24 protein-coding genes are annotated in these 21683 nt (G+C 61.8%); 18 read left to right on the top strand and 6 right to left on the bottom strand.

The features are described 5' to 3' along the window. The first annotated feature begins 77 nt into the window (after positions 1 to 77). From JV241A_RS26415 to JV241A_RS26385, 7 genes are all read left to right on the top strand, one after another. On the top strand, positions 78 to 1076 hold the full coding sequence (locus tag JV241A_RS26415; protein ID WP_010225946.1) for a phosphate ABC transporter substrate-binding protein PstS: 999 nt from the start codon (positions 78 to 80) through the stop codon (positions 1074 to 1076). A 139-nt stretch (positions 1077 to 1215) separates the two neighbouring features. Beyond that, positions 1216 to 3504: an ABC transporter permease subunit gene (locus tag JV241A_RS26410; RefSeq protein WP_115084639.1), complete on the top strand. Its 2289-nt coding sequence runs from the start codon at positions 1216 to 1218 to the stop codon at positions 3502 to 3504. A 71-nt stretch (positions 3505 to 3575) separates the two neighbouring features. Then, positions 3576 to 5192 carry a phosphate ABC transporter permease PstA gene (gene pstA / locus JV241A_RS26405; protein ID WP_177414932.1) on the top strand — a complete coding sequence of 539 codons (1617 nt, stop codon included), beginning with the start codon at positions 3576 to 3578 and terminating at the stop codon, positions 5190 to 5192. Positions 5193 to 5289: 97 nt separating this feature from the next. After that, positions 5290 to 6123, top strand: coding sequence for a phosphate ABC transporter ATP-binding protein PstB (gene pstB, locus JV241A_RS26400; protein WP_115084643.1), 834 nt, complete (start codon positions 5290 to 5292; stop codon positions 6121 to 6123). A gap of 121 nt (positions 6124 to 6244) precedes the next feature. Beyond that, entirely contained in the window at positions 6245 to 7003 is a 759-nt protein-coding gene (phoU, locus tag JV241A_RS26395) for a phosphate signaling complex protein PhoU (protein ID WP_038997986.1), read from the top strand. Between the two features lie 152 nt (positions 7004 to 7155). Further along, on the top strand, positions 7156 to 8052 hold the full coding sequence (locus JV241A_RS26390) for a response regulator (RefSeq protein WP_115084644.1): 897 nt from the start codon (positions 7156 to 7158) through the stop codon (positions 8050 to 8052). Between the two features lie 185 nt (positions 8053 to 8237). Next, positions 8238 to 9134, top strand: a complete 897-nt coding sequence (locus JV241A_RS26385) for a peptidoglycan DD-metalloendopeptidase family protein (protein WP_134065230.1) — start codon at positions 8238 to 8240, stop codon at positions 9132 to 9134. A gap of 6 nt (positions 9135 to 9140) precedes the next feature. Here the strand turns inward: JV241A_RS26385 and JV241A_RS26380 are convergent, their stop codons facing one another. The 3 genes from JV241A_RS26380 to phoB all read right to left on the bottom strand — a co-directional run bounded on the left by JV241A_RS26380 (position 9141) and on the right by phoB (position 12710). Further along, complete coding sequence (locus JV241A_RS26380) at positions 9141 to 10481, bottom strand: hemolysin family protein (protein WP_038997990.1); 1341 nt, start codon at positions 10479 to 10481, stop codon at positions 9141 to 9143. Between the two features lie 113 nt (positions 10482 to 10594). Next, entirely contained in the window at positions 10595 to 11869 is a 1275-nt protein-coding gene (gene phoR, locus JV241A_RS26375) for a phosphate regulon sensor histidine kinase PhoR (RefSeq protein ID WP_240047907.1), read from the bottom strand. Between the two features lie 151 nt (positions 11870 to 12020). After that, a complete protein-coding gene (gene phoB, locus JV241A_RS26370) occupies positions 12021 to 12710 on the bottom strand; it encodes a phosphate regulon transcriptional regulator PhoB (protein ID WP_010225936.1) in 690 nt (229 codons plus the stop codon). Positions 12711 to 12856: 146 nt separating this feature from the next. On the opposite strand from phoB, the gene JV241A_RS26365 reads away from it, so the two are divergent. Then, on the top strand, positions 12857 to 13228 hold the full coding sequence (locus tag JV241A_RS26365) for a hypothetical protein (RefSeq protein ID WP_115084648.1): 372 nt from the start codon (positions 12857 to 12859) through the stop codon (positions 13226 to 13228). A 64-nt stretch (positions 13229 to 13292) separates the two neighbouring features. On the opposite strand, the gene ubiA is transcribed toward JV241A_RS26365, so the two are convergent. After that, the gene (ubiA, locus tag JV241A_RS26360) at positions 13293 to 14180 is read right to left on the bottom strand and encodes a 4-hydroxybenzoate octaprenyltransferase (protein ID WP_115084649.1); all 888 of its coding nucleotides are present in this window, start codon (positions 14178 to 14180) and stop codon (positions 13293 to 13295) included. After that, positions 14180 to 14743, bottom strand: coding sequence for a chorismate lyase (locus tag JV241A_RS26355; protein ID WP_115084650.1), 564 nt, complete (start codon positions 14741 to 14743; stop codon positions 14180 to 14182). The genes ubiA and JV241A_RS26355 overlap by 1 nt, the downstream gene beginning before the upstream one ends. Before the next feature lie 167 nt (positions 14744 to 14910). On the opposite strand from JV241A_RS26355, the gene JV241A_RS26350 reads away from it, so the two are divergent. The 10 genes from JV241A_RS26350 (at position 14911) to JV241A_RS26305 (ending at position 20232) form a co-directional block, all read left to right on the top strand. Then, a complete protein-coding gene (locus JV241A_RS26350) occupies positions 14911 to 15078 on the top strand; it encodes a rubredoxin (RefSeq protein WP_038997996.1) in 168 nt (55 codons plus the stop codon). A gap of 32 nt (positions 15079 to 15110) precedes the next feature. Then, complete coding sequence (locus tag JV241A_RS26345; RefSeq protein ID WP_134065226.1) at positions 15111 to 16259, top strand: FAD-dependent oxidoreductase; 1149 nt, start codon at positions 15111 to 15113, stop codon at positions 16257 to 16259. Positions 16260 to 16447: 188 nt separating this feature from the next. Next, a complete protein-coding gene (locus JV241A_RS26340) occupies positions 16448 to 16723 on the top strand; it encodes an HU family DNA-binding protein (RefSeq protein ID WP_003213368.1) in 276 nt (91 codons plus the stop codon). Between the two features lie 181 nt (positions 16724 to 16904). Continuing rightward, positions 16905 to 17123 (top strand): hypothetical protein, encoded by a 219-nt coding sequence (locus JV241A_RS26335; protein ID WP_010225925.1) that lies wholly within the window; start codon positions 16905 to 16907, stop codon positions 17121 to 17123. Then, a complete protein-coding gene (locus JV241A_RS26330) occupies positions 17120 to 17452 on the top strand; it encodes a hypothetical protein (RefSeq protein ID WP_115084652.1) in 333 nt (110 codons plus the stop codon). Before JV241A_RS26335 ends, JV241A_RS26330 begins: the two co-directional genes overlap by 4 nt. Further along, the gene (locus JV241A_RS26325; protein ID WP_115084653.1) at positions 17449 to 17829 is read left to right on the top strand and encodes a hypothetical protein; all 381 of its coding nucleotides are present in this window, start codon (positions 17449 to 17451) and stop codon (positions 17827 to 17829) included. Before JV241A_RS26330 ends, JV241A_RS26325 begins: the two co-directional genes overlap by 4 nt. Next, positions 17826 to 18356: a hypothetical protein gene (locus JV241A_RS26320; protein ID WP_134065224.1), complete on the top strand. Its 531-nt coding sequence runs from the start codon at positions 17826 to 17828 to the stop codon at positions 18354 to 18356. Before JV241A_RS26325 ends, JV241A_RS26320 begins: the two co-directional genes overlap by 4 nt. Then, entirely contained in the window at positions 18353 to 19360 is a 1008-nt protein-coding gene (locus tag JV241A_RS26315; RefSeq protein ID WP_134065222.1) for a sel1 repeat family protein, read from the top strand. The genes JV241A_RS26320 and JV241A_RS26315 overlap by 4 nt, the downstream gene beginning before the upstream one ends. Further along, positions 19351 to 19740 carry a hypothetical protein gene (locus JV241A_RS26310; protein WP_115084656.1) on the top strand — a complete coding sequence of 130 codons (390 nt, stop codon included), beginning with the start codon at positions 19351 to 19353 and terminating at the stop codon, positions 19738 to 19740. Before JV241A_RS26315 ends, JV241A_RS26310 begins: the two co-directional genes overlap by 10 nt. 117 nt (positions 19741 to 19857) lie before the next feature. Then, on the top strand, positions 19858 to 20232 hold the full coding sequence (locus JV241A_RS26305; RefSeq protein ID WP_134065220.1) for a helicase: 375 nt from the start codon (positions 19858 to 19860) through the stop codon (positions 20230 to 20232). A 22-nt stretch (positions 20233 to 20254) separates the two neighbouring features. Here the strand turns inward: JV241A_RS26305 and JV241A_RS26300 are convergent, their stop codons facing one another. After that, positions 20255 to 21655, bottom strand: a complete 1401-nt coding sequence (locus tag JV241A_RS26300; protein WP_115084658.1) for an aminoacyl-tRNA deacylase and HDOD domain-containing protein — start codon at positions 21653 to 21655, stop codon at positions 20255 to 20257. Between the last annotated feature and the right edge of the window lie 28 nt (positions 21656 to 21683).

Genomic DNA, 21683 nt, shown 5'->3' with positions numbered 1-21683 from the left:
GATTCATAGAGTAGTCATACGGCCTGCAGATACTTGGGCCCGATCCATCTCACCCCAATTCCTGCTAGGAGCAAGGCATGAAACTGAAGCGTTTGATGGCGGCCCTGACTTTCGTCGCCGCTGGCGTTGCCACCGCCAATGCGGTTGCCGCTGTTGACCCAGCTATTCCGACCTACACCAAGACCACCGGTGTGTCGGGCAACCTCTCCAGCGTCGGTTCCGATACCCTGGCGAACCTGATGACCCTGTGGGCCGAGGCCTACAAGAAGGAATATCCGAACGTAAACATCCAGATTCAGGCTGCCGGCTCCTCCACCGCGCCACCCGCGCTGACCGAAGGCACCGCCAACCTCGGCCCGATGAGCCGCAAGATGAAGGACGTCGAGCTGCAGGCCTTCGAACAGAAATACGGCTACAAGCCAACCGCCATCCCGGTTGCCGTCGACGCCTTGGCCGTATTCGTGCACAAGGACAACCCGATCAAAGGCCTGACCATGGCCCAGGTCGATGCAATTTTCTCCTCGACCCGCCTGTGCGGCGCCAAGGCCGACGTCAAAACCTGGGGCGACCTGGGCGTGACCGGCGACCTGGCCAACAAGCCAGTGCAGCTGTTCGGTCGTAACTCGGTGTCCGGCACCTACGGCTACTTCAAGGAAGAAGCCCTGTGCAAAGGCGACTTCAAGCCTAACGTCAACGAACAACCTGGCTCGGCTTCGGTCGTGCAGTCGATCAGCAGCTCGCTGAACGGCATCGGTTACTCGGGCATCGGCTACAAGACCGCCAGCGTCAAGACCGTGCCACTGGCCAAGAAGGAAGGCGGTGCTTTCGTTGAAGACAACGAAGCCAACGCCCTGAACGGCACCTACCCGCTGTCGCGCTTCCTCTACGTCTACGTCAACAAGGCACCGAACAAGCCTCTGGCCCCGCTGGAAGCCGAGTTCGTCAAACTGGTCCTGTCGCAAGCCGGCCAGCAAGTCGTGGTCAAGGACGGTTATATCCCGCTCCCTGCCAAAGTGGTTGATAAAGCCCTGGCGGACCTGGGTCTGAATCACAACGGCAACGTTGCGAAGAAGTAACTGAAAGACCGGCGGGGTCAGGTTTTGACCTGGTCTCGCCACAAATTGCGAGTCCGCTGCCAGGGGTATCTGCGCGGCGGGCTTTTTTGCGTCACTGCATTGTCATGTTTTTGTCATACGGGACCGCTAGGGTGTGCGCATGAATGATCTGGCCAACTCCACAATGACCCAAAATTCTCCCCCCGTGCGGATTGACTTCAATACGCCCGAACTGCAACGCAAGCGGCGCATGCGTGCGCTCAAGGACCGCCTGACCCGCTGGTATGTACTGGTGGGCGGGCTTGCCGTGCTGGCGGCAATTACCCTGATCTTCTTCTACCTGGCCTACGTGGTCGTGCCGCTGTTCCAGGGCGCCGAACTGACCAGCAAGAAGGCCCTGGAGCCGACCTGGCTGCAGCAGGACGCCGGCAAGCCGCTGATGATCGCCCTGGAAGAACAGAACCTGGTCGGCATGCGGGTTTCCGACAAGGGCCAGGCGCTGTTCTTCGACACCAAGACCGGTGCCGAGCTCAAGCGCGTCGAGTTGCCGGTGCCAGCCGGTACCCAGGTGACCTCGATCGGTGCCGATCAGCCGGGCAACCCGCTGGTGGTGCTGGGTTTGTCCAACGGTCAGGCGCTGGCGTTCAGCCACAGCTACAAGATCACCTACCCGGACAACAAGAAAACCATCAGCCCGGGCATCGACTTCCCTTACGGCCAGGCGCCGTTCACCCTGGATGAACAGGGCCGGGCGCTGGAGCATGTCAGCCTCAACGTGAATGGCGAGACCCTGGTGGTGGCCGGCTCTACCGGTGCGCACCTGCAGGTTGTGTCGCTGAGCCGCGAAGAAAACATGATGACCGGCGAAGTCACCAGCGAGCAGAGCCGTATCGAGTTGCCGCAGATGACCGAAGCGGTCAAAGCCATCTTCATCGATCCGCGCCAGCAGTGGCTGTATGTAATCAACGGCCGCGCCCAGGCCGACGTCTTCAGCCTGCGCGACAAGAGCCTCAACGGCCGCTACAAGCTGCTCGACGACGGCAATGCCGAAGTTACTGCCAGCACTCAGCTGGTGGGCGGTATCTCGCTGATCATCGGTGACTCCAAAGGTGGCCTGGCCCAGTGGTTCATGGCCCGTGATCCGGACGGCGAGCAGCGCTTCAAGCGCATTCGCGAGTTCCAGATGGGCAAGGCGCCGATCGTCCAGATCGATGCTGAAGAACGCCGCAAGGGCTTCATCGCCCTCGATGCCGATGGCGAGCTCGGTGTGTTCCACAGCACCGCGCACCGTACCCTGCTGGTCGAGCCGGCCGCTGAAGGCGCGGGCGTCCTGGCGCTGTCGCCACGGGCCAACCGCATCATCATCGAAGAAGGCGGCAAGCTGCTGCCGCTGACTTTGAAGAACCCGCACCCGGAAGTGTCCTGGAGCGCGCTGTGGAGCAAGGTCTGGTACGAGAACTACGATGAGCCGAAGTACGTCTGGCAGTCGACCGCCTCGAACACCGACTTCGAACCCAAGCTGAGCCTGTCGCCGCTGACCTTCGGTACCCTGAAGGCGGCGTTCTACGCGATGATTCTCGCCGCGCCGCTGGCCATTGCCGCCGCCATCTACACCGCCTACTTCATGGCCCCGGGCATGCGCCGCAAGGTCAAGCCGGTGATCGAGCTGATGGAAGCGATGCCGACGGTGATTCTCGGCTTCTTCGCCGGCCTGTTCCTGGCGCCGTTCCTTGAAGGGCACCTGCCGGGCGTGTTCAGCCTGTTCCTGTTGATGCCGCTGGGTGTTCTGGTGGCTGGTTTTGCCTGGAGCCGTCTGCCCGAGTCGCTGCGCCTGCGGGTACCGGACGGTTGGGAAGCGGCGATCCTGATCCCGGTGATCCTGTTCACCGGCTGGTTCGCCCTGTACATGAGCCCGTTCATCGAGACCTGGTTCTTCGACGGCGACATGCGCCTGTGGATCACCAACGATCTGGGCATCACCTACGACCAGCGCAACGCTCTGGTGGTCGGTATCGCCATGGGCTTCGCGGTGATCCCGAACATCTATTCGATCGCCGAAGATGCCGTGTTCAGTGTGCCGCGCAGCCTGACCCTGGGTTCGCTGGCGCTCGGTGCCACGCCGTGGCAGACCCTGACCCGTGTGGTCATCCTGACCGCCAGCCCGGGGATCTTCTCGGCGCTGATGATCGGCATGGGCCGCGCCGTGGGTGAAACCATGATCGTGCTGATGGCCACCGGCAACACCCCGGTCATGGAAATGAACCTGTTCGAAGGTATGCGCACCCTGGCGGCCAACGTTGCGGTGGAGATGCCCGAGTCGGAAGTCGGTGGCAGTCATTACCGCGTGCTGTTCCTCGCCGCGCTGGTGCTGCTGATGTTCACCTTCGTGATGAACACCTTGGCCGAGCTGATTCGCCAGCGTCTGCGCAAGAAATACTCGTCGCTTTGATAGAAAGGTAGCGATCCGTGAAAAAGGATTCCCTCAAAAGCTGGTTCAAGAGCGGCGCCCCCGGCGTCTGGATGAGCGGTGGCGCGGTCGCCATCGCGGTGATCATGACCATCGGTCTGCTCGCCGTGATCGCCGTGCGCGGCCTCGGCCACTTCTGGCCGGCCGACCTGCTGCAAGCCAGCTACAACGTGCCTGGCCAGGCCAATCACATCGTCGTGGGCGAAGTGGTACAGAAGGAAGAAGTACCTCGTGCCCGTCTCAAGGGCGCCGGCCTGCCGGTGCCTGACGAAGGCCCGGAGTTCATGACCCGCGAACTGATCAAGGTCGGTAACCGCGACCTCAACGGCAGCGACTTCACCTGGGTGGTCGGCGAATGGCTGGCCGACCAGCAAAAGCCGGTCGAGCTGATCGCCCTGGAGCGCCGCGAGTGGGGCAACTTCTACGGTTACCTGGTCAGCGTCAAGGAAAACGGCAAGGTTGTCGCCGAAGGCCAGGCGGCCTGGAACGAACTGCAAAACCGCCTCAAGCGTGCCGACAAACTGGCCGGCGAACTGCAGAAGCTTGAGAAGAAAGACATCGGTGCGATCAACTACGGCCTTGAGCGCCTGCGCCTGCAGACCCGCAAGCTGGAACTGGATGGCAAGCTGGATGCCGCTGCCCAGGCCGATATCGAAGCCGAGCGCGCCGAGCTGAACAACCGCTACAAGGCCATCGAAGAGCGCCTGGGCGGCCTGCACCAGGACTTCGGCCGCGACAGCCTGGTAGCCAAGGACGGTAATGGTCGTGAGGTGGAAATCAACCTGAGCAAGGTGGTGCACGCCTACCAGCCGAACGGCATGGGCGTGTTCACCAAGCTGGGCGTGTACTTTGCCAAGGTCTGGGAATTCCTCAGCGACGACCCGCGTGAAGCCAACACCGAAGGCGGGATCTTCCCGGCGATCTTCGGTACCGTGATGATGACCCTGATCATGGCGGTGATCGTCACCCCGTTCGGCGTGCTGGCGGCGGTGTACCTGCGTGAGTATGCGCGTCAGGGCCCGGTGACCCGCCTGATTCGTATTGCGGTGAACAACCTGGCGGGTGTTCCGGCGATCGTTTACGGCGTGTTCGGCCTGGGCTTCTTCGTCTATGTGCTGGGTGGCTCGCTCGACCGCCTGTTCTTCCCTGAAGCGCTGCCCGCGCCGACCCTGGGTACCCCGGGCCTGCTCTGGGCTTCGCTGACCCTGGCGCTGCTGGCGGTGCCGGTGGTGATCGTGGCCACCGAAGAAGGCCTGGCGCGGATTCCGCGCACGGTCCGCGAAGGATCGCTGGCGCTCGGTGCGACCAAGGCCGAGACCCTGTGGAAGATCGTCTTGCCGATGGCCAGCCCGGCGATGATGACCGGCATGATCCTCGCCGTGGCCCGCGCCGCAGGTGAAGTCGCGCCGCTGATGCTGGTGGGTGTGGTCAAGCTGGCGCCTTCGCTGCCGGTGGACGGCAACTACCCGTATCTGCACCTGGACCAGAAGATCATGCACCTGGGCTTCCACATCTATGACGTCGGCTTCCAGAGCCCGAACGTCGAGGCCGCGCGGCCGCTGGTGTACGCCACCGCGTTGCTGCTGGTGCTGGTAATCGCCACCCTGAACCTCTCGGCGGTATGGATTCGTAACCACCTGCGCGAGAAGTACAAGGCGCTGGACAGCTGACTGAAAGCTATTAGCCATAAGCGGCAAGCTACAAGCCGCTTTTGCTCAAACTTGCAGCTTGCAGCGAGAAGCTAGCAGCTACAAACGGAGTGAAATCATGCAACATGAAACCCATTCTCACGGTATAGACATGTCGGCCCTGGGTCGCGACAAACAGAGCCTGCGCCTGGCTGAAGAAACCGTAGCCATCGAAGTGCCTGGCCTGAGCCTGTACTACGGCGACAAGCAAGCCCTGTTCGATGTCAGCATGAACATCCCCAAGCAGCGCGTGACCGCCTTCATCGGCCCGTCCGGCTGCGGCAAGTCGACCTTGCTGCGTACCTTCAACCGCATGAACGACCTGGTTGACGGCTGCCGCGTGGAAGGCGCGATCAACCTCTACGGCAACAACATCTACCGCAAGGGCGAAGACGTTGCCGAGCTGCGCCGCCGGGTCGGCATGGTGTTCCAGAAGCCCAACCCGTTCCCCAAGACCATCTACGAGAACGTGGTCTACGGCCTGCGCATCCAGGGCATCAACAAGAAGCGTGTGCTCGACGAAGCCGTGGAGTGGGCGCTCAAGGGCGCGGCGCTGTGGGAAGAGGTTAAGGACCGCCTGCACGAGTCGGCGCTGGGTCTGTCCGGTGGTCAGCAGCAACGTCTGGTGATTGCCCGCACCATCGCCGTGGAGCCGGAAGTACTGCTGCTCGACGAACCCTGCTCGGCACTCGACCCGATCTCGACGCTGAAGGTCGAAGAGCTGATCTACGAGCTCAAGTCCAAGTACACCATCGTCATCGTTACCCATAACATGCAGCAAGCGGCGCGGGTCTCGGACTACACCGCATTCATGTACATGGGCAAGCTGGTGGAGTTCGGTGATACCGACACGCTGTTCACCAACCCGGCGAAGAAGCAGACCGAAGACTACATCACTGGCCGTTACGGCTAACGGCAGTTGCAAGCTTCAAGCCGCAAGCTGCAAGAAAGTGGCGAGCGTGAAGCCCGGGAACGACACGAACAAACTTGAAGCTTGAAGCTTGCTACTTGAAGCTTTTTCGCGGAGCGAAAGCATGATCGATAAAGACAGCCTTACCCACCATATCTCCCAGCAGTTCAACGCCGAACTCGAAGAGGTTCGCAGCCACCTCCTGGCGATGGGCGGCCTGGTCGAGAAGCAGGTCAACGACGCGGTTACCGCGCTGATCGAGGCCGACTCGGGCCTGGCCCAGCAGGTGCGCGAAGTCGACGAGCAGATCAACCAGATGGAGCGCAACATCGACGAAGAGTGCGTGCGCATTCTGGCCCGTCGTCAGCCGGCGGCGTCCGACCTGCGCCTGATCATCAGCATTTCCAAGTCGGTGATCGACCTGGAGCGCATCGGCGACGAGTCGACCAAGATCGCCCGCCGCGCCATCCAGTTGTGCGAAGAAGGCGAGTCGCCCCGCGGTTACGTCGAAGTGCGCCATATCGGCGACCAGGTGCGCAACATGGTCCGCGATGCCCTCGATGCCTTTGCCCGTTTCGACGCCGACCTGGCGCTGTCGGTGGCCCAGTACGACAAGACCATCGACCGCGAGTACAAGACCGCCCTGCGCGAGCTGGTCACCTACATGATGGAAGATCCACGCTCGATCTCGCGTGTTCTCAGCGTAATTTGGGCCCTACGCTCGCTGGAGCGTATCGGTGACCACGCGCGCAACATCTCCGAGCTGGTGATCTACCTGGTGCGCGGCACCGACGTCCGTCACCTGGGCCTCAAGCGCATGCAGGAAGAGGTTCAGCGCAGCGGCGAAAAGGCTAATGTTCCGGGCAAATCTGACGATAACTAAGACTGCCCGAGAATGAACGCCCGGCCTTGGCCGGGCGTTTTCGTTTGCGGGTGAGGCAGCCGCGAACGAAACAACGAGTCCCGGCGTGACCCAATGTTTGGCAAATGGCCATCAGTCAGCGTTATGCTAGTCGGGATTCAATAGGAGTGGCGATGAGTAAAGTCAGTGTGTTGGTTGTGGATGATGCGCCGTTCATTCGCGATCTGGTCAAGAAGTGCCTGCGTAACTACTTCCCCGGTGTTGTGATCGAAGACGCGGTCAACGGTCGCAAGGCCCAGACCTTGTTGAGCCGTGAGACCTTCGATCTGGTCCTGTGCGACTGGGAAATGCCGGAAATGTCCGGCCTTGAGCTGCTGACCTGGTGTCGCCAGCAGGAGTCGATGAAGACCCTGCCGTTCATCATGGTGACCAGCCGTGGCGACAAGGAGAACGTGGTTCAGGCGATCCAGGCCGGGGTCTCGGACTTTGTCGGCAAGCCATTCACCAACGAACAGCTGCTGACCAAGGTGAAAAAAGCCCTGACCAAGGTCGGCAAGCTCGACACGTTGCTGGCCAGTGCACCGACCCGCGCTACTTCGGCGTTTGCCAACGACTCGCTGAGTGCCCTGACCGGCGGCCGTGCCGAAACGGTCAAGCCGGCAGCGCCAGCAGCCCCGGTAGCGGCGGCCAAGCCACTGGTGAGCGCTCCCAAGCCTGCAACTGCCGCACCGGCAGGTCGTGGCCAGGGCCAACTGCGTTTGCCAAGCGGCGTTCAGCCGTGCGTGATCAAGGCCCTGAGCCTCAAGGAGGCGCTGTTGGTGGTGCGCCGTGGCGAAACTCTGCCACAGGTACTGGAGGGCGCGGTGCTTGACCTGGAGCAGGGCGAGAACGCCGAGATCGCCCGTCTCAATGGCTACCTGCATGCGATTGCCGCGCTGGAGCCCAAGCCGGACAGCGACTGGCTGCAACTGACCTTCAAGTTCGTTGACCAGGATGCGCAGAAGCTCGACTACCTGTCGCGTCTGATTGCCCGCGGATCGGCGCAGAAGCACTTCGTGCCGGGGGCCTGACGGCCCCATCCCTGGCAAGCCAGCTCCCACAGGGTCTGTGACTATCGTTTCTGTGGGAGTCGGCCTTGCCGGCGATCAAAGCACCGCTCGTCTCCTGGCACACCCCTGAAACACTCTCGCCGCATCCCCGCCAAAATCTGCTGCTAGGCTTCGACAGACCATCAACTGTCAAAAAGCCACTACTCATGCCTGCACGCACGCTGCTGTTCTGCGCCTTGCTCATGGCTTGCGGCCCTGTGCTCGGCATAACCCTCTACAAAAGTACCGACGCCTATGGCGTGGTGTCTTATTCCGATCGCCCGATTCCCGGCAGCCGGGCGTTTGTCTTTGGCGACAGGATGGTCGAACAGCTGGACACCCAGGTGCAGTTGCAGGTCAACCGGTTTGCCGGTGGTGTGCGCTTCAGTGCGCGCAACGACACTTACGCGCCAGTCGAGGTGGAGCTGCGTCTGCAGCGCATGGGCAATGTGCAGGGTGGGGCGTCACGGCTGGTACGGGGGGTAATACCGGCACGCACGACGATGCCGTTGACCCTGCTAAGTGCACGGCAGCCCGGCAGACCGGTGAGCTATAAGGAGAAATTCTCTTACGCCCTGGGCAACCCGGGCCAGCGCCAACTGGCCTTCCGCTACCCCTTGCCCTGGCGCGGCGGGCCTTTTCGCCTGAGCCAAGGGCCAAACGGCCGCTACAGCCATTTCGGGCCCAAGGGCCGCTATGCCATGGACATCGCCATGCCTGAAGGCACGCCGATCATCGCCGCAAGGGCGGGGGTAGTGATCAAGACTGAAAATAGCCAAAGCGGCCGTGGCAGCCATCCTTCGGGCAATTTCGTGCGGGTCCTCCACGAAGACGGCACCATGGGCGTGTACCTGCACCTGATGCGCGGCTCGGTGGTGGTCAGGGAAGGGCAGCGAGTGGTGTACGGCACGCCGCTGGCCAAATCCGGCAATACCGGCAACAGCAGTGGCCCGCACCTGCACTTTGTGGTGCAGCGCAACGTCGGGCTGGCGCTGGAGTCGATACCCTACCAGTTCAACCAGCCCGTCGGCGGGTTGCCGAACTTTACCGCCGGCAACCCCTGAGGCGGTTCAATCGAGCTTGAGCACCTTGGCCAGGACGATCTTCGGGCCTTTCATCTTCTTGATGATGATGCGCAGGCCTTCGACTTCCAGCAGCTCTTCCTCTTCCGGCACCCGCTTGAGGGTCTCGTAGACCAGGCCGGCGAGGGTTTCCGCTTCGATATGGTCAAGGTCGACACCAAGCAGGCGCTCGACCTTGAACAGCGGTGTATCACCGCGCACCAGCAGCTTGCCCGGCTGATAGGCGAGGATGCCGCGTTCGGCCTTGCGGTGTTCGTCCTGGATATCGCCAACCAGCACTTCCAGCACGTCCTCCATGGTCAGGTAGCCGATCACCTTGCCGTCGGCTTCCTCGACCAGGGCAAAGTGCGCGCCGCCTTTGCGGAACTGCTCCAGCAAGTGAGCCAGCGGCATATGCCGCGACACACGTTCCAGCGGGCGGGTCAGTTCCGCCAGGTTGAACGACTCGGGAATATGGTCGAGGTCGGCCAGCTCCAGCAGCAGATCCTTGATGTGCAGCAGGCCGATGAATTCGCCGCGCTCGGCATCGAGTACCGGGTAGCGGCTGAACTTGTGCCGGCGGAACATCGCGAGGATTTCCTTGAGCGGTGCATTGGCGTCGAGACAGACCATGTCTTCACGGGAGTTGGCCCAGTCGACTACCTCCAGCTCGCCCATTTCCACTGCCGAAGCCAGTACGCGCATACCCTGGTCGCTAGGGTCCTGGCCACGGCTGGAGTGCAGGATCAGCTTGAGCTCTTCGCGGCTGTAATGGTGTTCGTGGTGCGGCCCGGGCTCGCCCTGGCCAGCGATACGCAGGATGGCGTTGGCGCTGGCGTTGAGCAGGTAGATGGCCGGGTACATGAGCCAGTAGAACAGGTAGAGCGGCACCGCCGTCCACAGCGACAGCAGCTCGGGCTTGCGGATCGCCCAGGACTTGGGCGCCAGCTCACCGACGACGATGTGCAGGTAGGAGATGACGAAGAAGGCGCTGAAGAACGAGATGCCCTTGATCACTTCCGGCGACTCGACGCCGACTGCGCCCAGCAGCGGTTCGAGCAGGTGCGCGAACGCTGGCTCACCCACCCAGCCCAGGCCCAGCGAGGCAAGGGTGATACCCAGTTGGCAGGCGGACAGGTAGGCGTCCAGTTGGCTGTGGACGGTACGCAGGATCTGCCCGCGCCAGCCATGCTGCTCGGCAATCGACTCGACCCGGGTCGAGCGCAATTTGACCATGGCGAACTCGGCGGCAACGAAAAAGCCGTTGAGCAGCACCAGCAGCAGAGCAAAAAGAATCATGCCGAAATCGGCGAACAGTGCAGCGAGGTTGAAACCAGGGGAAGGGTCCATGATGGAGTTTTACGGGGTCCGTCTTCTAAGAATGGGAGTACAGCAATGCCAGCATGTGCTGGCGCGAGTCAGCCAATGTAGCGGCTGACTGTGCAAATTTAAAGGGCGGCGGCTCAGGAGGCCTGGCGCGCCGCGATCTGGGCAGGGGAGAAATGGCAGGTAAAGGTGCTGCCGTGGCCGGGTACGCTGCTGATTTCCAGGCGCGCGCGATGGCGCAACAGGACGTGCTTGACGATCGCCAGGCCCAGGCCGGTGCCGCCGGTGTTGGAGGCGCGGCTGGAGTCGACCCGATAGAAGCGCTCAGTCAGGCGTGGCAGGTGCTTGGGGTCGATGCCGATGCCTGAATCCTGCACGCTCAGGTGCGCGCCTTGCTCGTCGGCCCACCAGCGGATGCGGATCTGGCCTTCATCCTGGGTGTATTTGACCGCGTTGAACACCAGGTTGGAGAAGGCGCTGCGCAGCTCTGCCTCGCTGCCCTTGAGGCGGATGCCTGGCTGGGCTTCAAGGCTGATGCGCTGGTTACGTTGCCCGGATAGCGCCTGAGCGTCGCCCTTGATCGACTGCAGCAGGATTTCGACGGCTACTGGCTGGTTGTCCGAGGGGTAGTCGGTGGCCTCCAGCTTGGCCAGCAACAGCAGGTCATTGAGCAGGGTCTGCATGCGCCCGCCTTGCTGCTGCATCTGCTGCAGGGCGCGAACCCAGCGTGGATTCACCTCCTCAACGTTGTCGAGCAAGGTTTCCAGGTAGCCGGCAATCACCGTCAGCGGCGTACGCAGCTCGTGGGAGACGTTGGCAACGAAGTCCTTGCGCATCTGTTCCAGCTGGTGGATGCGGGTGACATCGCGCACCAGCATCAGGTGTTCGTTGTTGCCGTAGCGGGTGATGTGCAACTGCACGCGCATGCGGTCGTTGATCGGTGAAGGGATTTCCAGCGGCTCTTGATAGTTTTCCTGCTCGAAATACTCCTTGAAGCGCGGATGGCGGACCAGGTTGGTCACCGGCTGGCCGCTGTCCTGCGGGGTTTTCAGGCCCAGCAGAGTTTCTGCTGCGCGGTTCCACCACTCCAGGTTGCCATCGCTGTCGAGCATGATCACCGCGTCCTTGAGCGCAGCGGTGGACTCCTGCACCCGGTCGATCACCGCCTGCAGGCGCCCGCGCACGCGCTGATCGCGGCGTTGCAGGTGATAGATGCTGTCGAACACCTCGCCCCACAGGCCATAACCATCGGGCGGTGCTTCATCGGGTTTGTGCAGGCGCAACCATTCATGCAGGCGCAGCAGTTGCTTGAGGGTCCAGCCCAGGTAGATGGCCAGGCCCAGGGCCAGGCTCCAGCCATAGTAGCCGCTGATCAGGCCCGCCAGCAGGCAGACGGTGATCAGCAACAGCATGTGGCGAATCAGGGTGCCATGCCAGTTCTGGTTCAATTGGGATCCTTAGCGGATCAGCTGCACGTTGCAAGCTACAAGCTGCAAGGTTGAAGCGGATCTGCGTTTGCTTTTGCTCTTTCTTGCAGCTTGAGGCTGGCAGCTTGCAGCGTTCTCAACTTTTGGTCGAGAACCGGTAACCCGTGCCGCGGACGGTTTGTACCAGATTTTCGTAGGCATCACCCAGCGCCTTGCGCAGGCGGCGGATGTGCACGTCGACGGTGCGCTCCTCGACATAGACATTGCCCCCCCAGACCTGGTCGAGCAGCTGGCCGCGGGTGTAGGCGCGCTCCTGGTGGGTCATGAAGAACTGCAGCAGGCGGTACTCGGTCGGGCCCATTTCGGCGGGCTTGCCGTCGATGGTCACCCGGTGGCTGATCGGGTCGAGCAGCAGGCCACCGACTTCGATCGGTGCTTCGCCATCGCTCGGGCCTGCGCGGCGCAGTACGGCCTTGAGCCGGGCTACCAGCTCGCGCGGCGAGAATGGCTTGGTGATGTAGTCGTCGGCGCCGACTTCCAGGCCCTGGATCTTGTTGTCTTCCTCACCCTTGGCGGTGAGCATGATGATCGGGATGTCGCCGGTCAGCTCGTCGCGCTTGAGGCGTCGGGCCAGCTCGATGCCCGAGGTGCCCGGGAGCATCCAGTCGAGCAGGATCAGGTCCGGCTTGCGGTCGACGATAATGGCGTGGGCCTGCTGGGAGTTCTCGGCTTCCAGGCAGTCATAGCCGGCCATTTCCAATGCAACGGCGATCATCTCGCGAATTGGCGCTTCGTCGTCAACGATCAGAATGTTTCTGCCAACCATGCTCAAACCTCTTCCATTAAAGGTGTCTTGGCCCGCATTAGATAACGGAATTATTGCAGTCGTGTGACAGCTCGTGGGCCATTGCAGCAACATTCTGTTACTGGGCTAGGCTTAAACTCCCTCTCCCGATTATTACGGTGAATCCAATGACACGACATACGCTGAACTGGATGACGCTTTTCGCTGCAGTGGCACTGGCGTTGCCAGGGATAGCGTCGGCCCATCATGCCATGATGAAGGACGGCATGATGGTCGACCATGCTGGCATGACGCTCTACACCTTTGACAAGGATTCGGGCGGCAAGTCCATGTGCAACGATGAGTGTGCCAAGAACTGGCCGCCGCTGATGGTCAAAGCTGGCGACATGGCGGAAGAGGGCTGGACTCAAATCAAGCGCGATGACGGTTCAATGCAGTGGGCCTACAAAGGCAAGCCGGTGTACACCTTCATCAAGGACAAGAAAGCCGGTGACATGACCGGTGATGGCATGAAAGATGTCTGGCACGTGATCAAGTAACAGTGCCTTCAATCGCGGGGCAAGCCCGCTCCTACATGTAGGAGCGGGCTTGCCCGCAAAAAAATCAGAAACTGTAATCCAGCACGATGCCGATAAAGATCAGCAGCCCCGCCCAGTGATTGTGCAAAAAGGCCTTGAAGCACGACTCGCGGTCCAGCTTGCGCGTCGACCAGAACTCCCAGGCAAAGCACACTAATGCCGCCAACAGCCCCAGGTGGAACCAGCCGCCCAGCTCGAAGCGGTTGCCGGCCAGCAGCAGGCAGCCCAGCGACAGCACCTGCAAGGTCAGAATGATCACCCGATCGGCTTCGCCAAACAGAATGGCAGTGGATTTGACCCCGATCTTCAGGTCGTCATCACGGTCGACCATGGCGTAGTAGGTGTCGTAACCCACGGTCCACAGCAAGTTGGCGATGTACAGCAGCCAGGCAATGGCCGGCAGCTCGCCGGTGGCCGCGGTGAAGGCCATGGGGATACCCCAGGAATAGGCCGCGCCCAGTACTACCTGTGGGTAGTAGGTGTAGCGCTTCATGAACGGGTAACAGGCCGCCAGCGCCACCGCGCCGAACGACAGCCACACTGTGGTGGCGTTGGTGCATAACACCAGCAGAAAACTCACTCCGACCAGCACGGCAAACAGGGTCAGCGCTTCGCGGGCGTTGATCCGGCCAGCGGCCAGAGGGCGATCGGCGGTGCGTTTGACGTGGCCATCGACCTTGCGGTCGGCAAAGTCGTTGATCGCGCAACCGGCGGCGCGCATCAGTACCACGCCAAGGGTGAAGATCAGCACGTTGGCCACGGTCGGTGTGCCCTTGGCCGCAATCCAGACTGCCGAGAGGGTTGGCCACAGCAGCAGATAGATGCCGATCGGGCGGTCCATCCGGCTCAGCTGAATGAAGTCCCAGGCCCGTGGGTGCAGGCGATTGAACGACTTGAGCAACTGCAGGTACATCAGTGGTTCTCCGAAGGGGTGTCGGCAGCAATCCACAGCGTAGGCAAGAACACCTCGGCCACCAGCACGCTCAAGGGGCCGCGGTCAAAGCGTGAGCGGCGCCCCCACAAGCTTTCATGGCGTTGTTCCGCCGGCAGCCAGGCCTGTGGATAGTTGCAGACCTCAATGGGCCTGCGGACAAAACCCTTTTCGCAAAACAACAGCTCACCCAGTGAGCGGCTGCCCAGTGCTTCCAGGTCCAGGCCGCCACTTTCCAGCGAACTGCGCGCGGCCACGCTGCGGGCGAACACCCAGGGCTGGCCATGGCCGCGCAGGTACACCTCGCGCACCCAGCCTTCGCTGCCCTGGGGCAGGTCAAGGGCCAGGCATTCGTCGTCGCGCAGGCGTTGCCAGCCTTCGCAAAGGGGTGTCACGGAAAAGTGATCGGCGGATAATTGGATCAGGCGGCGGGTCAGGGAGCCCTGGTCGAACAACCAGTCAAGGGTCGCGGGCGAGGTGTTGTCTGCCACGTCAGGGTGCTGCAGCCAGAATGCAGCGGGCGCTTGCAATGTTTCGTACGGCACGTCGGTATCGAATAACAGGCCAGAGAGACGCCGAGCTTAGCATGATTGCCCGATCCGGCTTGCATGCTGGCACCTCGCTCCAGTACAAAGCCCCTCTTTGATGGCCGCCATTGTAATGTTCACGAGAGCGGCCACTCCAAAGCCTGAGTCTTTCGAGGAAGTGCGTAATGAAAAAGTGGCAATGTATCGTCTGTGGCCTGATCTACAACGAAGCCGACGGTTGGCCGGATGACGGTATCGCTCCAGGCACCAAGTGGGAAGATGTACCCGAAGACTGGCTGTGCCCGGACTGCGGTGTCGGCAAGATGGACTTCGAAATGATCGAAATCAACTGATCTCACTCAATCAGATTCAAGGAAAGCAGCGCATGACGGCTCCAGTGGTGATTGTCGGTACGGGTCTGGCGGGTTACAACCTGGCTCGCGAATTTCGCAAGCTCGACGGTGAAACACCGTTGCTGCTGGTCACCGCCGACGACGGCCGTTCCTACTCCAAGCCGATGCTCTCCACCGGTTTTGCCAAAAACAAGGACGCCGACGGCCTGAGCATGGCCGAGCCCGGCGCCATGGCCGAGCAGCTCAAGGCCGAAGTGCGCACCCACACCCGCATCAGCGGCATCGATCCGGGCCACAAGCGCCTGTGGATCGGCGAAGAGCAGGTGCCCTATCGCGACCTGATCCTGGCCTGGGGTGCCGAGACCGTGCGGGTGCCCGTCGAAGGCGATGCTGCCGAGCTGATTTTCCCGATCAACGACCTCGAAGACTACGCCCGTTTCCGTGCCGCGGCAGCCGGCAAGCAACGGGTGCTGATCCTCGGTGCCGGCTTGATCGGCTGTGAATTTGCCAATGACATGAGCCTGGGCGGCTTTCAGGTCGAGCTGGTGGCGCCGTGCGAGCAGGTCATGCCGACCTTGCTGCACCCGGCGGCCGCTGCCGCCGTACAGGTTGGCCTGGAGGGGCTGGGCGTGCGTTTCCACCTGGGGCCGGTGCTGACCCGCCTGCAGCGGCTGGAGCAGGGCCTGGAGGCGCACTTGTCAGACGGCAGCGTGATCGCTTGCGACCTGGTGGTTTCAGCCGTTGGCCTGCGGCCACGCATCGATCTGGCTTCGGCAGCGGGGCTGCAGGTCAACCGCGGCGTGGTGGTCGACCGTCAACTGCGCACCTCTCACGACAATATCTTTGCCCTGGGCGACTGCGCCGAAGTCGATGGCCTCAACCTGCTGTACGTAATGCCCTTGATGAGCTGCGCCCGGGCATTGGCGCAAACCCTGGCCGGTAACCCGACAGCGGTTGCCTATGGGCCGATGCCGGTCACGGTGAAAACCCCGGCCTGCCCGCTGGTGGTTTCGCCCCCGCCCCATGGCCGCGAAGGCCAGTGGAGCGTTGAGGGGCTGGGTACGGACCTCAAGGTGCTCTGTCACGATGCGGACGGCCAGTTGCTGGGCTATGCCCTGACCGGCACTGCGGTCATGGAGAAGCTGGCTCTAAATCGGCAACTTCCGGCGCTAATGGCGTAAATAACCGGCGTTCTGTCGGATTTCCCCTGCCTTTGCCCCAACAATGGCCGCCCAGAGACTGGCGCGGCCCCTGAGGGCATGCCATTCTCACTCCCGTCTGCCGCAGTTTAGAGCCTGCGGTGCCTTGGGCGCTGTTCTTGAAGAGCAGCACGGCATAACAACAAAAAAACCGTCAAAGAGGCTTCACTATGCGTAAACCAGAACTCGCCGCCGCCATTGCGGAAAAGGCCGATCTCACCAAAGAGCAAGCTAACCGCGTGCTCAACGCCGTGCTCGAAGAAATCACTGGCGCCCTGCATCGCAAGGACAGCGTGACGCTGGTCGGCTTCGGTACCTTCCTGCAGCGCCACCGCGGTGCCCGCACTGGTAAAAACCCGCAAACCGGCGAACCGGTCAAGATCAAGGCCAGCAACACCGTTGCTTTCAAACCCGGCAAATCCCTGAAGGACAGCGTCAATCCGTGATGCCTCGCACAGATCGATTGCAGTAAAAAACGGGCACCGCACAAGGTGCCCGTTTTTTATTGCCGCCGCCCTGGCATCTGGCTAGCATACGCGGCCCCCGTCGCAAGGACGGGAAAGTGTCCAGGGAGGGCCGTGATGAAGATCGAAGGATTCGCAGTAACCGCTAGCGCAGGGCAACGCCATGTATGACGGTCTGACCTTGCCCAACTACCTGGCGAGTGTCGCCGACAGCAACCTGTTCGGCAGCCTGGCCTTTGTCTGCCTGATATTGATACTCACCGGCCTGCACCGGCGCTGGCGCGACCAGCTCTGGCATCGCCTGCTGACGTTCATTTGCCTGACCACCGTGGTGGTCATGGAACTGGTGGGCTCCTACTACGCGAACCTGCCACCGGCATGAGCAAAGGCAGATGGTTCGCTCTGGCGTTGCTGGTGCTCCTGCTGCTGCCAGGCGTGACCACGCAGTTGTACTGGAACGCGCTGCTGCTATGGATGGAACCTGACAACTTCATCCCCGCCGAGTCCTCAATGCTGACCTTCGAGCCCTACCAGATTTCCCAGGGCTCCTCGTCGTACTGGCTGTACGGCCAGGACAAGCACAACTACTACCACTTCACCTACGACGCCGCGCACCCCTATCGCTATATCCCCCGCGACAACAACTGCCCGGGCTTCGACAGGAACGATGTGCGCAGCTGGTGCCAGGTCTTGCAAGGAAACACCCGATGATCAAGCGTTGGCTGATCGCCCTGGCCACGCACGCGCTGGCTTGCTACCTGTTCCTGGTGCTCAACGACATCGGGGTTGATTACTACAAGCAGGTCTATGGCGGCTTCACCGCCCGCGGCGTGGCGTCTGGCGCCATTTTCTGGCTGGTCTTCGATGTGATGGTGATCTTCAGCCTGGTGATCGTTTTTGTGCCGAGGCTCAAGCACAAACTCATGATCAATGGTGCGCTGGTGGCGTTGATCATCTACTGGCTGATGCCGGATCACCCGGTGCGCACGATGTTCTTCAGCCCCCTGGCCGGTGGCCTGACTTTCCTGGCGATAATGATTGCCCACTGGTTGGGCCGGCTGAATGTATTCAAAAAGGGACAGTCTTGAAACGTAGGCACTATTTTGCCCTGGCGATGGTTGGGGCATTGGTACTTTGGGTGGGACACAACATCCAGGTACTGATCGACCGGCCAGGCGAAGTCAGGGTGGTCAGCGAATCGGGCCGTTATCTCATGGAAAACGTGCCGGTTGGTGGCTGGCTGGTGCCTTTCGATGACCTGGCCTACCTGCGTTTCATTGACCGCAGCAATCAAAAGCAGGTTTACCGCACGCCGCTGTTCTCGCAGAGCTCCTTGGACATGCGCGACTACGAAGACGACGGCAGCGTCGGCATCGTCTGGATCAGCTTGTTCAAGGCCGATGGGCATATCGAGATCGCCATGCCCAACTGGGAACCCCATTGGCTCAACTACTTCATCAGCAATACGCCCTATGACGTGGCCGACGAGCAGGCCGATTGCCGCAAGCCGGAAAACGCCCTGCGCTTCATCTGGGATGTGCTGAGTTATTGGCTGGGCTTCAGTGACTACTGGTGTACCCCCACTCAACAACTGATCGACAGAGGCAAACCATGAAGGGCTGTGCGACGAACTTGCGGCAGTGGCTCTGCTCGTTTCTGCTGCTGGCCGGCGCGACAACCTGTGTTGCCGCCCCGGTGGACATGCCGGATTGCTCCGACAATGACTTCGGCGCCTTCTTCACCGCGTTTGCCCAGAGCGAGGCGCTGCAGCAGTCGCTGGTAGCCGACCCGCTGATCGAGCAACGGATCTACCCCGGGCGCAAGCAACCGCGTGTGTCGATTCGCAAGCTGACCCCCGAACAGCGCCCGTCCCTGGCATTGCTGCAGCCGGCCAAGCGTGCCGAGCTGGGCCTGGTGGTCGAGCAGGAGGGCATACGGCAAGTGGTGTTGCACGACACCAAGGGCGAACTGCTCAAGGTCTACACCTTTTCCCGTGGCCAGTGCTGGGTGCTGCAGCGGATCGACGACTGGTCCCTGGAAGGCTTCTTCACCGGGCGCAAGGAGAAGGTCGCCGGCGAGCTGGATGTCGAGCGTGCCAGGCTCTATGAGGACCTGGGCAGGGCAGGGCTCTACGACAACCCTGGGCAACTGATGAACGCCGCCCTCAACAGCCTGCTCAGTGCCGCTGCCAAGGGCAACAACGAAGCGGCGGTGCAGGCGGTCATCCTGATTTTTTCGGGAGAGGCCGAACGGCTGCCGGACGCGACCATCGTGCAACTGCTGGAATCGGCCATGAGCACTGAACGCGACGCCGGCGCCATGCTGGCGCACTTTGTGTGCTACGGCGAAGAGTATGCCGAGAACTTGACCTGCCAAAACCCGGGCAAAGCACTGCAAGCCTTGCAGCAATCGGCGAAGCTGGAGTCACCGAGGGGGCTGGTGGACCTTGGTTACGCCTATGAGAAAGGCAAGCTTGGCCAGCAGGACAATGCCCGCGCCATGGCTTGCTATCAACAAGCCGCCCTTGAGGCGAGCGGTTACCGTGATAGCGCCGTGGACGGCATCAAGCGCCTGAGCGACCGAGGCGTGGTCGAGGATGTAGTGCAGAAATGCCTGTAACTCGCCCTTATCGCCTGGCAATCGCCCTGATTGTGCATGTGTTGGCCATTGTCACTTACCTGCTGCTGCACAACACCGGCATGACGATGTACAGGCAGATGGCCGGCGGGCTGATGTCGCGTGGGGTGGCGATCGGCATGGGCATGTATTTGATCTTCTACTTCGTGGTGCTGATGAACCTGGTGATCGCGCTGGTGCTGCGGCTCAAGTGGCGGTTGCTGCTGGCGGCCGCCATTCCTGCGACGATCCTCTTGTACCTGCTGCCGCAGCATCCGCTGCGCGCGCTGTTTTGCAGCGTGCTGGGGGTTTCCACGGCATTGGCGGCAATCGGCGCGAACCAGTTGATCTTGCACCTGCTGAGCAAGGTCCGGCGCCAGTGAATAACCCGGTTACAAGGCCAACGGCGGCTATCGTCGCGTAAAGCGCAGAGAACTATGGCGTTTTCGTAGCGAGACTATAAACTGCTTCGCCAGTCACTTTTTAGCCGAGGCGTGCACATGAAGTTTCGCTTTCTCCTTTGGGCCATGGGCCTGCTGATGGCCAAGGCCAGCCGCAACAACCCTGCCTTCCAGCAGCAACTGGCTGACAAGGATCTGGTGTTCCAGTTGCAGACCCTCGATGGCAAGGCCGCTCGCCATTTCATCGTCAAGGACATGCGCATCAGCAGCAAGTCCGGCACCCATGCCGCCCCGGCGTTCGCGATAGCGTTCAAGGACGCAGCGTTCGGCTTTGCCACCCTGCAGGCCAAGAACAAGCAGCTGGCCTTCATGCAGGGGATTCAGGACAAGAGCATCCAGATCAAGGGCAACCCGGCGCTGGTGATCTGGTTCCAGGGCCTGATGAAGTACCTGAAGCCGAAAAAGAAGGCCTGACCGTCAGGGTCAGGCCCAGGCCTCAGTGCTGGCTGAACTGCGAGGCCAGCTCACGGAGCATGGCTTCGGCTTCCAGCACCTTGTTGACTACATCCTCGGCTTTTTCGCGGGTCAGGTTCAGACGCTCGAGCAGCTCGTCGGGGATGCTTTCCTGCGGGCCCGAGCCGATCCCGCGTGAGCGCAGCAAGCGTACTGCCAGGCATACCAGGTTGGGGAAGGCAGCGTGGTCGCCGGCGTAGGTCGGGTCGTGCTGGAAGCGCAGGGCGGTGGACAGTTCTTCCGGCATGTCCCAGTAGCGCATCAGCCAGGCGCCGATCTGCTCGCGGCTGATGCCCAGCAGGTGCTGTTCGACATAGCTGTGGCACAGGTGCGGATTGACCTCCAGGTGCCGGCAGATCAGCGAGAAATGCGGCGGGAACACATGTGCCAGCAACAGGTAGCCGAAGTTGTGCAGGAGCCCGGCCAGGTAGGTCAGGCCCGATTCCGGGCGCTCGGCCCGGGGCATGGCACGGGTCAGGCCTTCGATCACCGCAGCGGTGTAGATCGATTGCTGCCAGTAAGGCGTGGTCTGTTGCGGGTGGTCCTTGGGCAGGCTCAGGGTCTTGCCCAGAGCCAGGCCCAGGGCCAGGTTGATCACCAGGTCAAAGCCCAGCACGCGGACGATGGCGTCTTCCACCGAGCGGATCTTGCCCGGTGAGGCGTAGTAGGGCGATGCTGCCCAGCTGACCACTTGCGCGGCCAGCGCCGGGTCGGTTTCGACCACGCCGGTGATGTCATCGATGGTGGCGTTGGGGTCGACCCGCAGCTTGATGATCTTTTGCGCGGTTTCCGCCAGCGGCGGGATCTCGATGGTGCTTTCCAGGCGCTGCTGGATACGCCTGGCGGTGAACGCCTGGACGGCCTGGGAGATCTCGTCGCGGTCGTCATGGGGGCGGTCGAGGTTGGGGCGGATGCTGCTCAGCAGTTCGCCGAAGTTGCCGGCGCTGGCCTTGCTGAGCATTTTCTTGAAATCGTCGCGCTCGATCTCCAGCAACAGCCCGGCCTCCCCGGAGTGAATCAGCAGGCGCTCGGGGCGCAGCAGGCTTTCTTCATACAGGCATGGCGAGCTAGTCAGGGCCGGGATCCCGGGGAGGATCTTCAGGCCGTGCTTTTCCAGCATGTGGCGCAGGCGTTCCAGCGGCACGGCGGCGAGCTTGCGCCCGGTCAGTTCGGTCAGGCGATTGAGGTCGAGGAGCTGGTTCTGCGGGAACAGCACCATCAGCGCGCCGACTTCATCGTCCAGCAGTACGGCCTGCACCTTGGCGGCGGCCGGTAGCTGCGGGTGTTCGCTCACTTCGCGGTAGGCGATGCCGAGCTTGTCGAGCAGCAACCGGATAACAGACGGAGCGTGGGGGGTTGCGGTGTCCAAAGCAACTTCAGTCATGGTCTGTATCCAAAAATTTTTCAATCGC

Origin of the sequence: Pseudomonas sp. JV241A, from assembly GCF_900275665.1 — a bacterium.
GTDB lineage: Bacteria > Pseudomonadota > Gammaproteobacteria > Pseudomonadales > Pseudomonadaceae > Aquipseudomonas > Aquipseudomonas wadenswilerensis.
This window is presented reverse-complemented; position numbering and strand designations above follow the sequence as displayed.

Bases quoted from the DNA above. Each gene is read 5' to 3' on its own strand.
- JV241A_RS26415 (WP_010225946.1), top strand. From the start codon at position 78: ATGAAACTGAAGCGTTTGATGGCGGCCCTGACTTTCGTCGCCGCTGGC.
- JV241A_RS26410 (WP_115084639.1), top strand. From the start codon at position 1,216: ATGAATGATCTGGCCAACTCCACAATGACCCAAAATTCTCCCCCCGTG.
- pstA (WP_177414932.1), top strand. From the start codon at position 3,576: ATGAGCGGTGGCGCGGTCGCCATCGCGGTGATCATGACCATCGGTCTG.
- pstB (WP_115084643.1), top strand. From the start codon at position 5,290: ATGCAACATGAAACCCATTCTCACGGTATAGACATGTCGGCCCTGGGT.
- phoU (WP_038997986.1), top strand. From the start codon at position 6,245: ATGATCGATAAAGACAGCCTTACCCACCATATCTCCCAGCAGTTCAAC.
- JV241A_RS26390 (WP_115084644.1), top strand. From the start codon at position 7,156: ATGAGTAAAGTCAGTGTGTTGGTTGTGGATGATGCGCCGTTCATTCGC.
- JV241A_RS26385 (WP_134065230.1), top strand. From the start codon at position 8,238: ATGCCTGCACGCACGCTGCTGTTCTGCGCCTTGCTCATGGCTTGCGGC.
- JV241A_RS26380 (WP_038997990.1), bottom strand. From the start codon at position 10,481: ATGGACCCTTCCCCTGGTTTCAACCTCGCTGCACTGTTCGCCGATTTC.
- phoR (WP_240047907.1), bottom strand. From the start codon at position 11,869: ATGCTGTTGCTGATCACCGTCTGCCTGCTGGCGGGCCTGATCAGCGGC.
- phoB (WP_010225936.1), bottom strand. From the start codon at position 12,710: ATGGTTGGCAGAAACATTCTGATCGTTGACGACGAAGCGCCAATTCGC.
- JV241A_RS26365 (WP_115084648.1), top strand. From the start codon at position 12,857: ATGACACGACATACGCTGAACTGGATGACGCTTTTCGCTGCAGTGGCA.
- ubiA (WP_115084649.1), bottom strand. From the start codon at position 14,180: ATGTACCTGCAGTTGCTCAAGTCGTTCAATCGCCTGCACCCACGGGCC.
- JV241A_RS26350 (WP_038997996.1), top strand. From the start codon at position 14,911: ATGAAAAAGTGGCAATGTATCGTCTGTGGCCTGATCTACAACGAAGCC.
- JV241A_RS26345 (WP_134065226.1), top strand. From the start codon at position 15,111: ATGACGGCTCCAGTGGTGATTGTCGGTACGGGTCTGGCGGGTTACAAC.
- JV241A_RS26340 (WP_003213368.1), top strand. From the start codon at position 16,448: ATGCGTAAACCAGAACTCGCCGCCGCCATTGCGGAAAAGGCCGATCTC.
- JV241A_RS26335 (WP_010225925.1), top strand. From the start codon at position 16,905: ATGTATGACGGTCTGACCTTGCCCAACTACCTGGCGAGTGTCGCCGAC.
- JV241A_RS26330 (WP_115084652.1), top strand. From the start codon at position 17,120: ATGAGCAAAGGCAGATGGTTCGCTCTGGCGTTGCTGGTGCTCCTGCTG.
- JV241A_RS26325 (WP_115084653.1), top strand. From the start codon at position 17,449: ATGATCAAGCGTTGGCTGATCGCCCTGGCCACGCACGCGCTGGCTTGC.
- JV241A_RS26315 (WP_134065222.1), top strand. From the start codon at position 18,353: ATGAAGGGCTGTGCGACGAACTTGCGGCAGTGGCTCTGCTCGTTTCTG.
- JV241A_RS26310 (WP_115084656.1), top strand. From the start codon at position 19,351: ATGCCTGTAACTCGCCCTTATCGCCTGGCAATCGCCCTGATTGTGCAT.
- JV241A_RS26305 (WP_134065220.1), top strand. From the start codon at position 19,858: ATGAAGTTTCGCTTTCTCCTTTGGGCCATGGGCCTGCTGATGGCCAAG.
- JV241A_RS26300 (WP_115084658.1), bottom strand. From the start codon at position 21,655: ATGACTGAAGTTGCTTTGGACACCGCAACCCCCCACGCTCCGTCTGTT.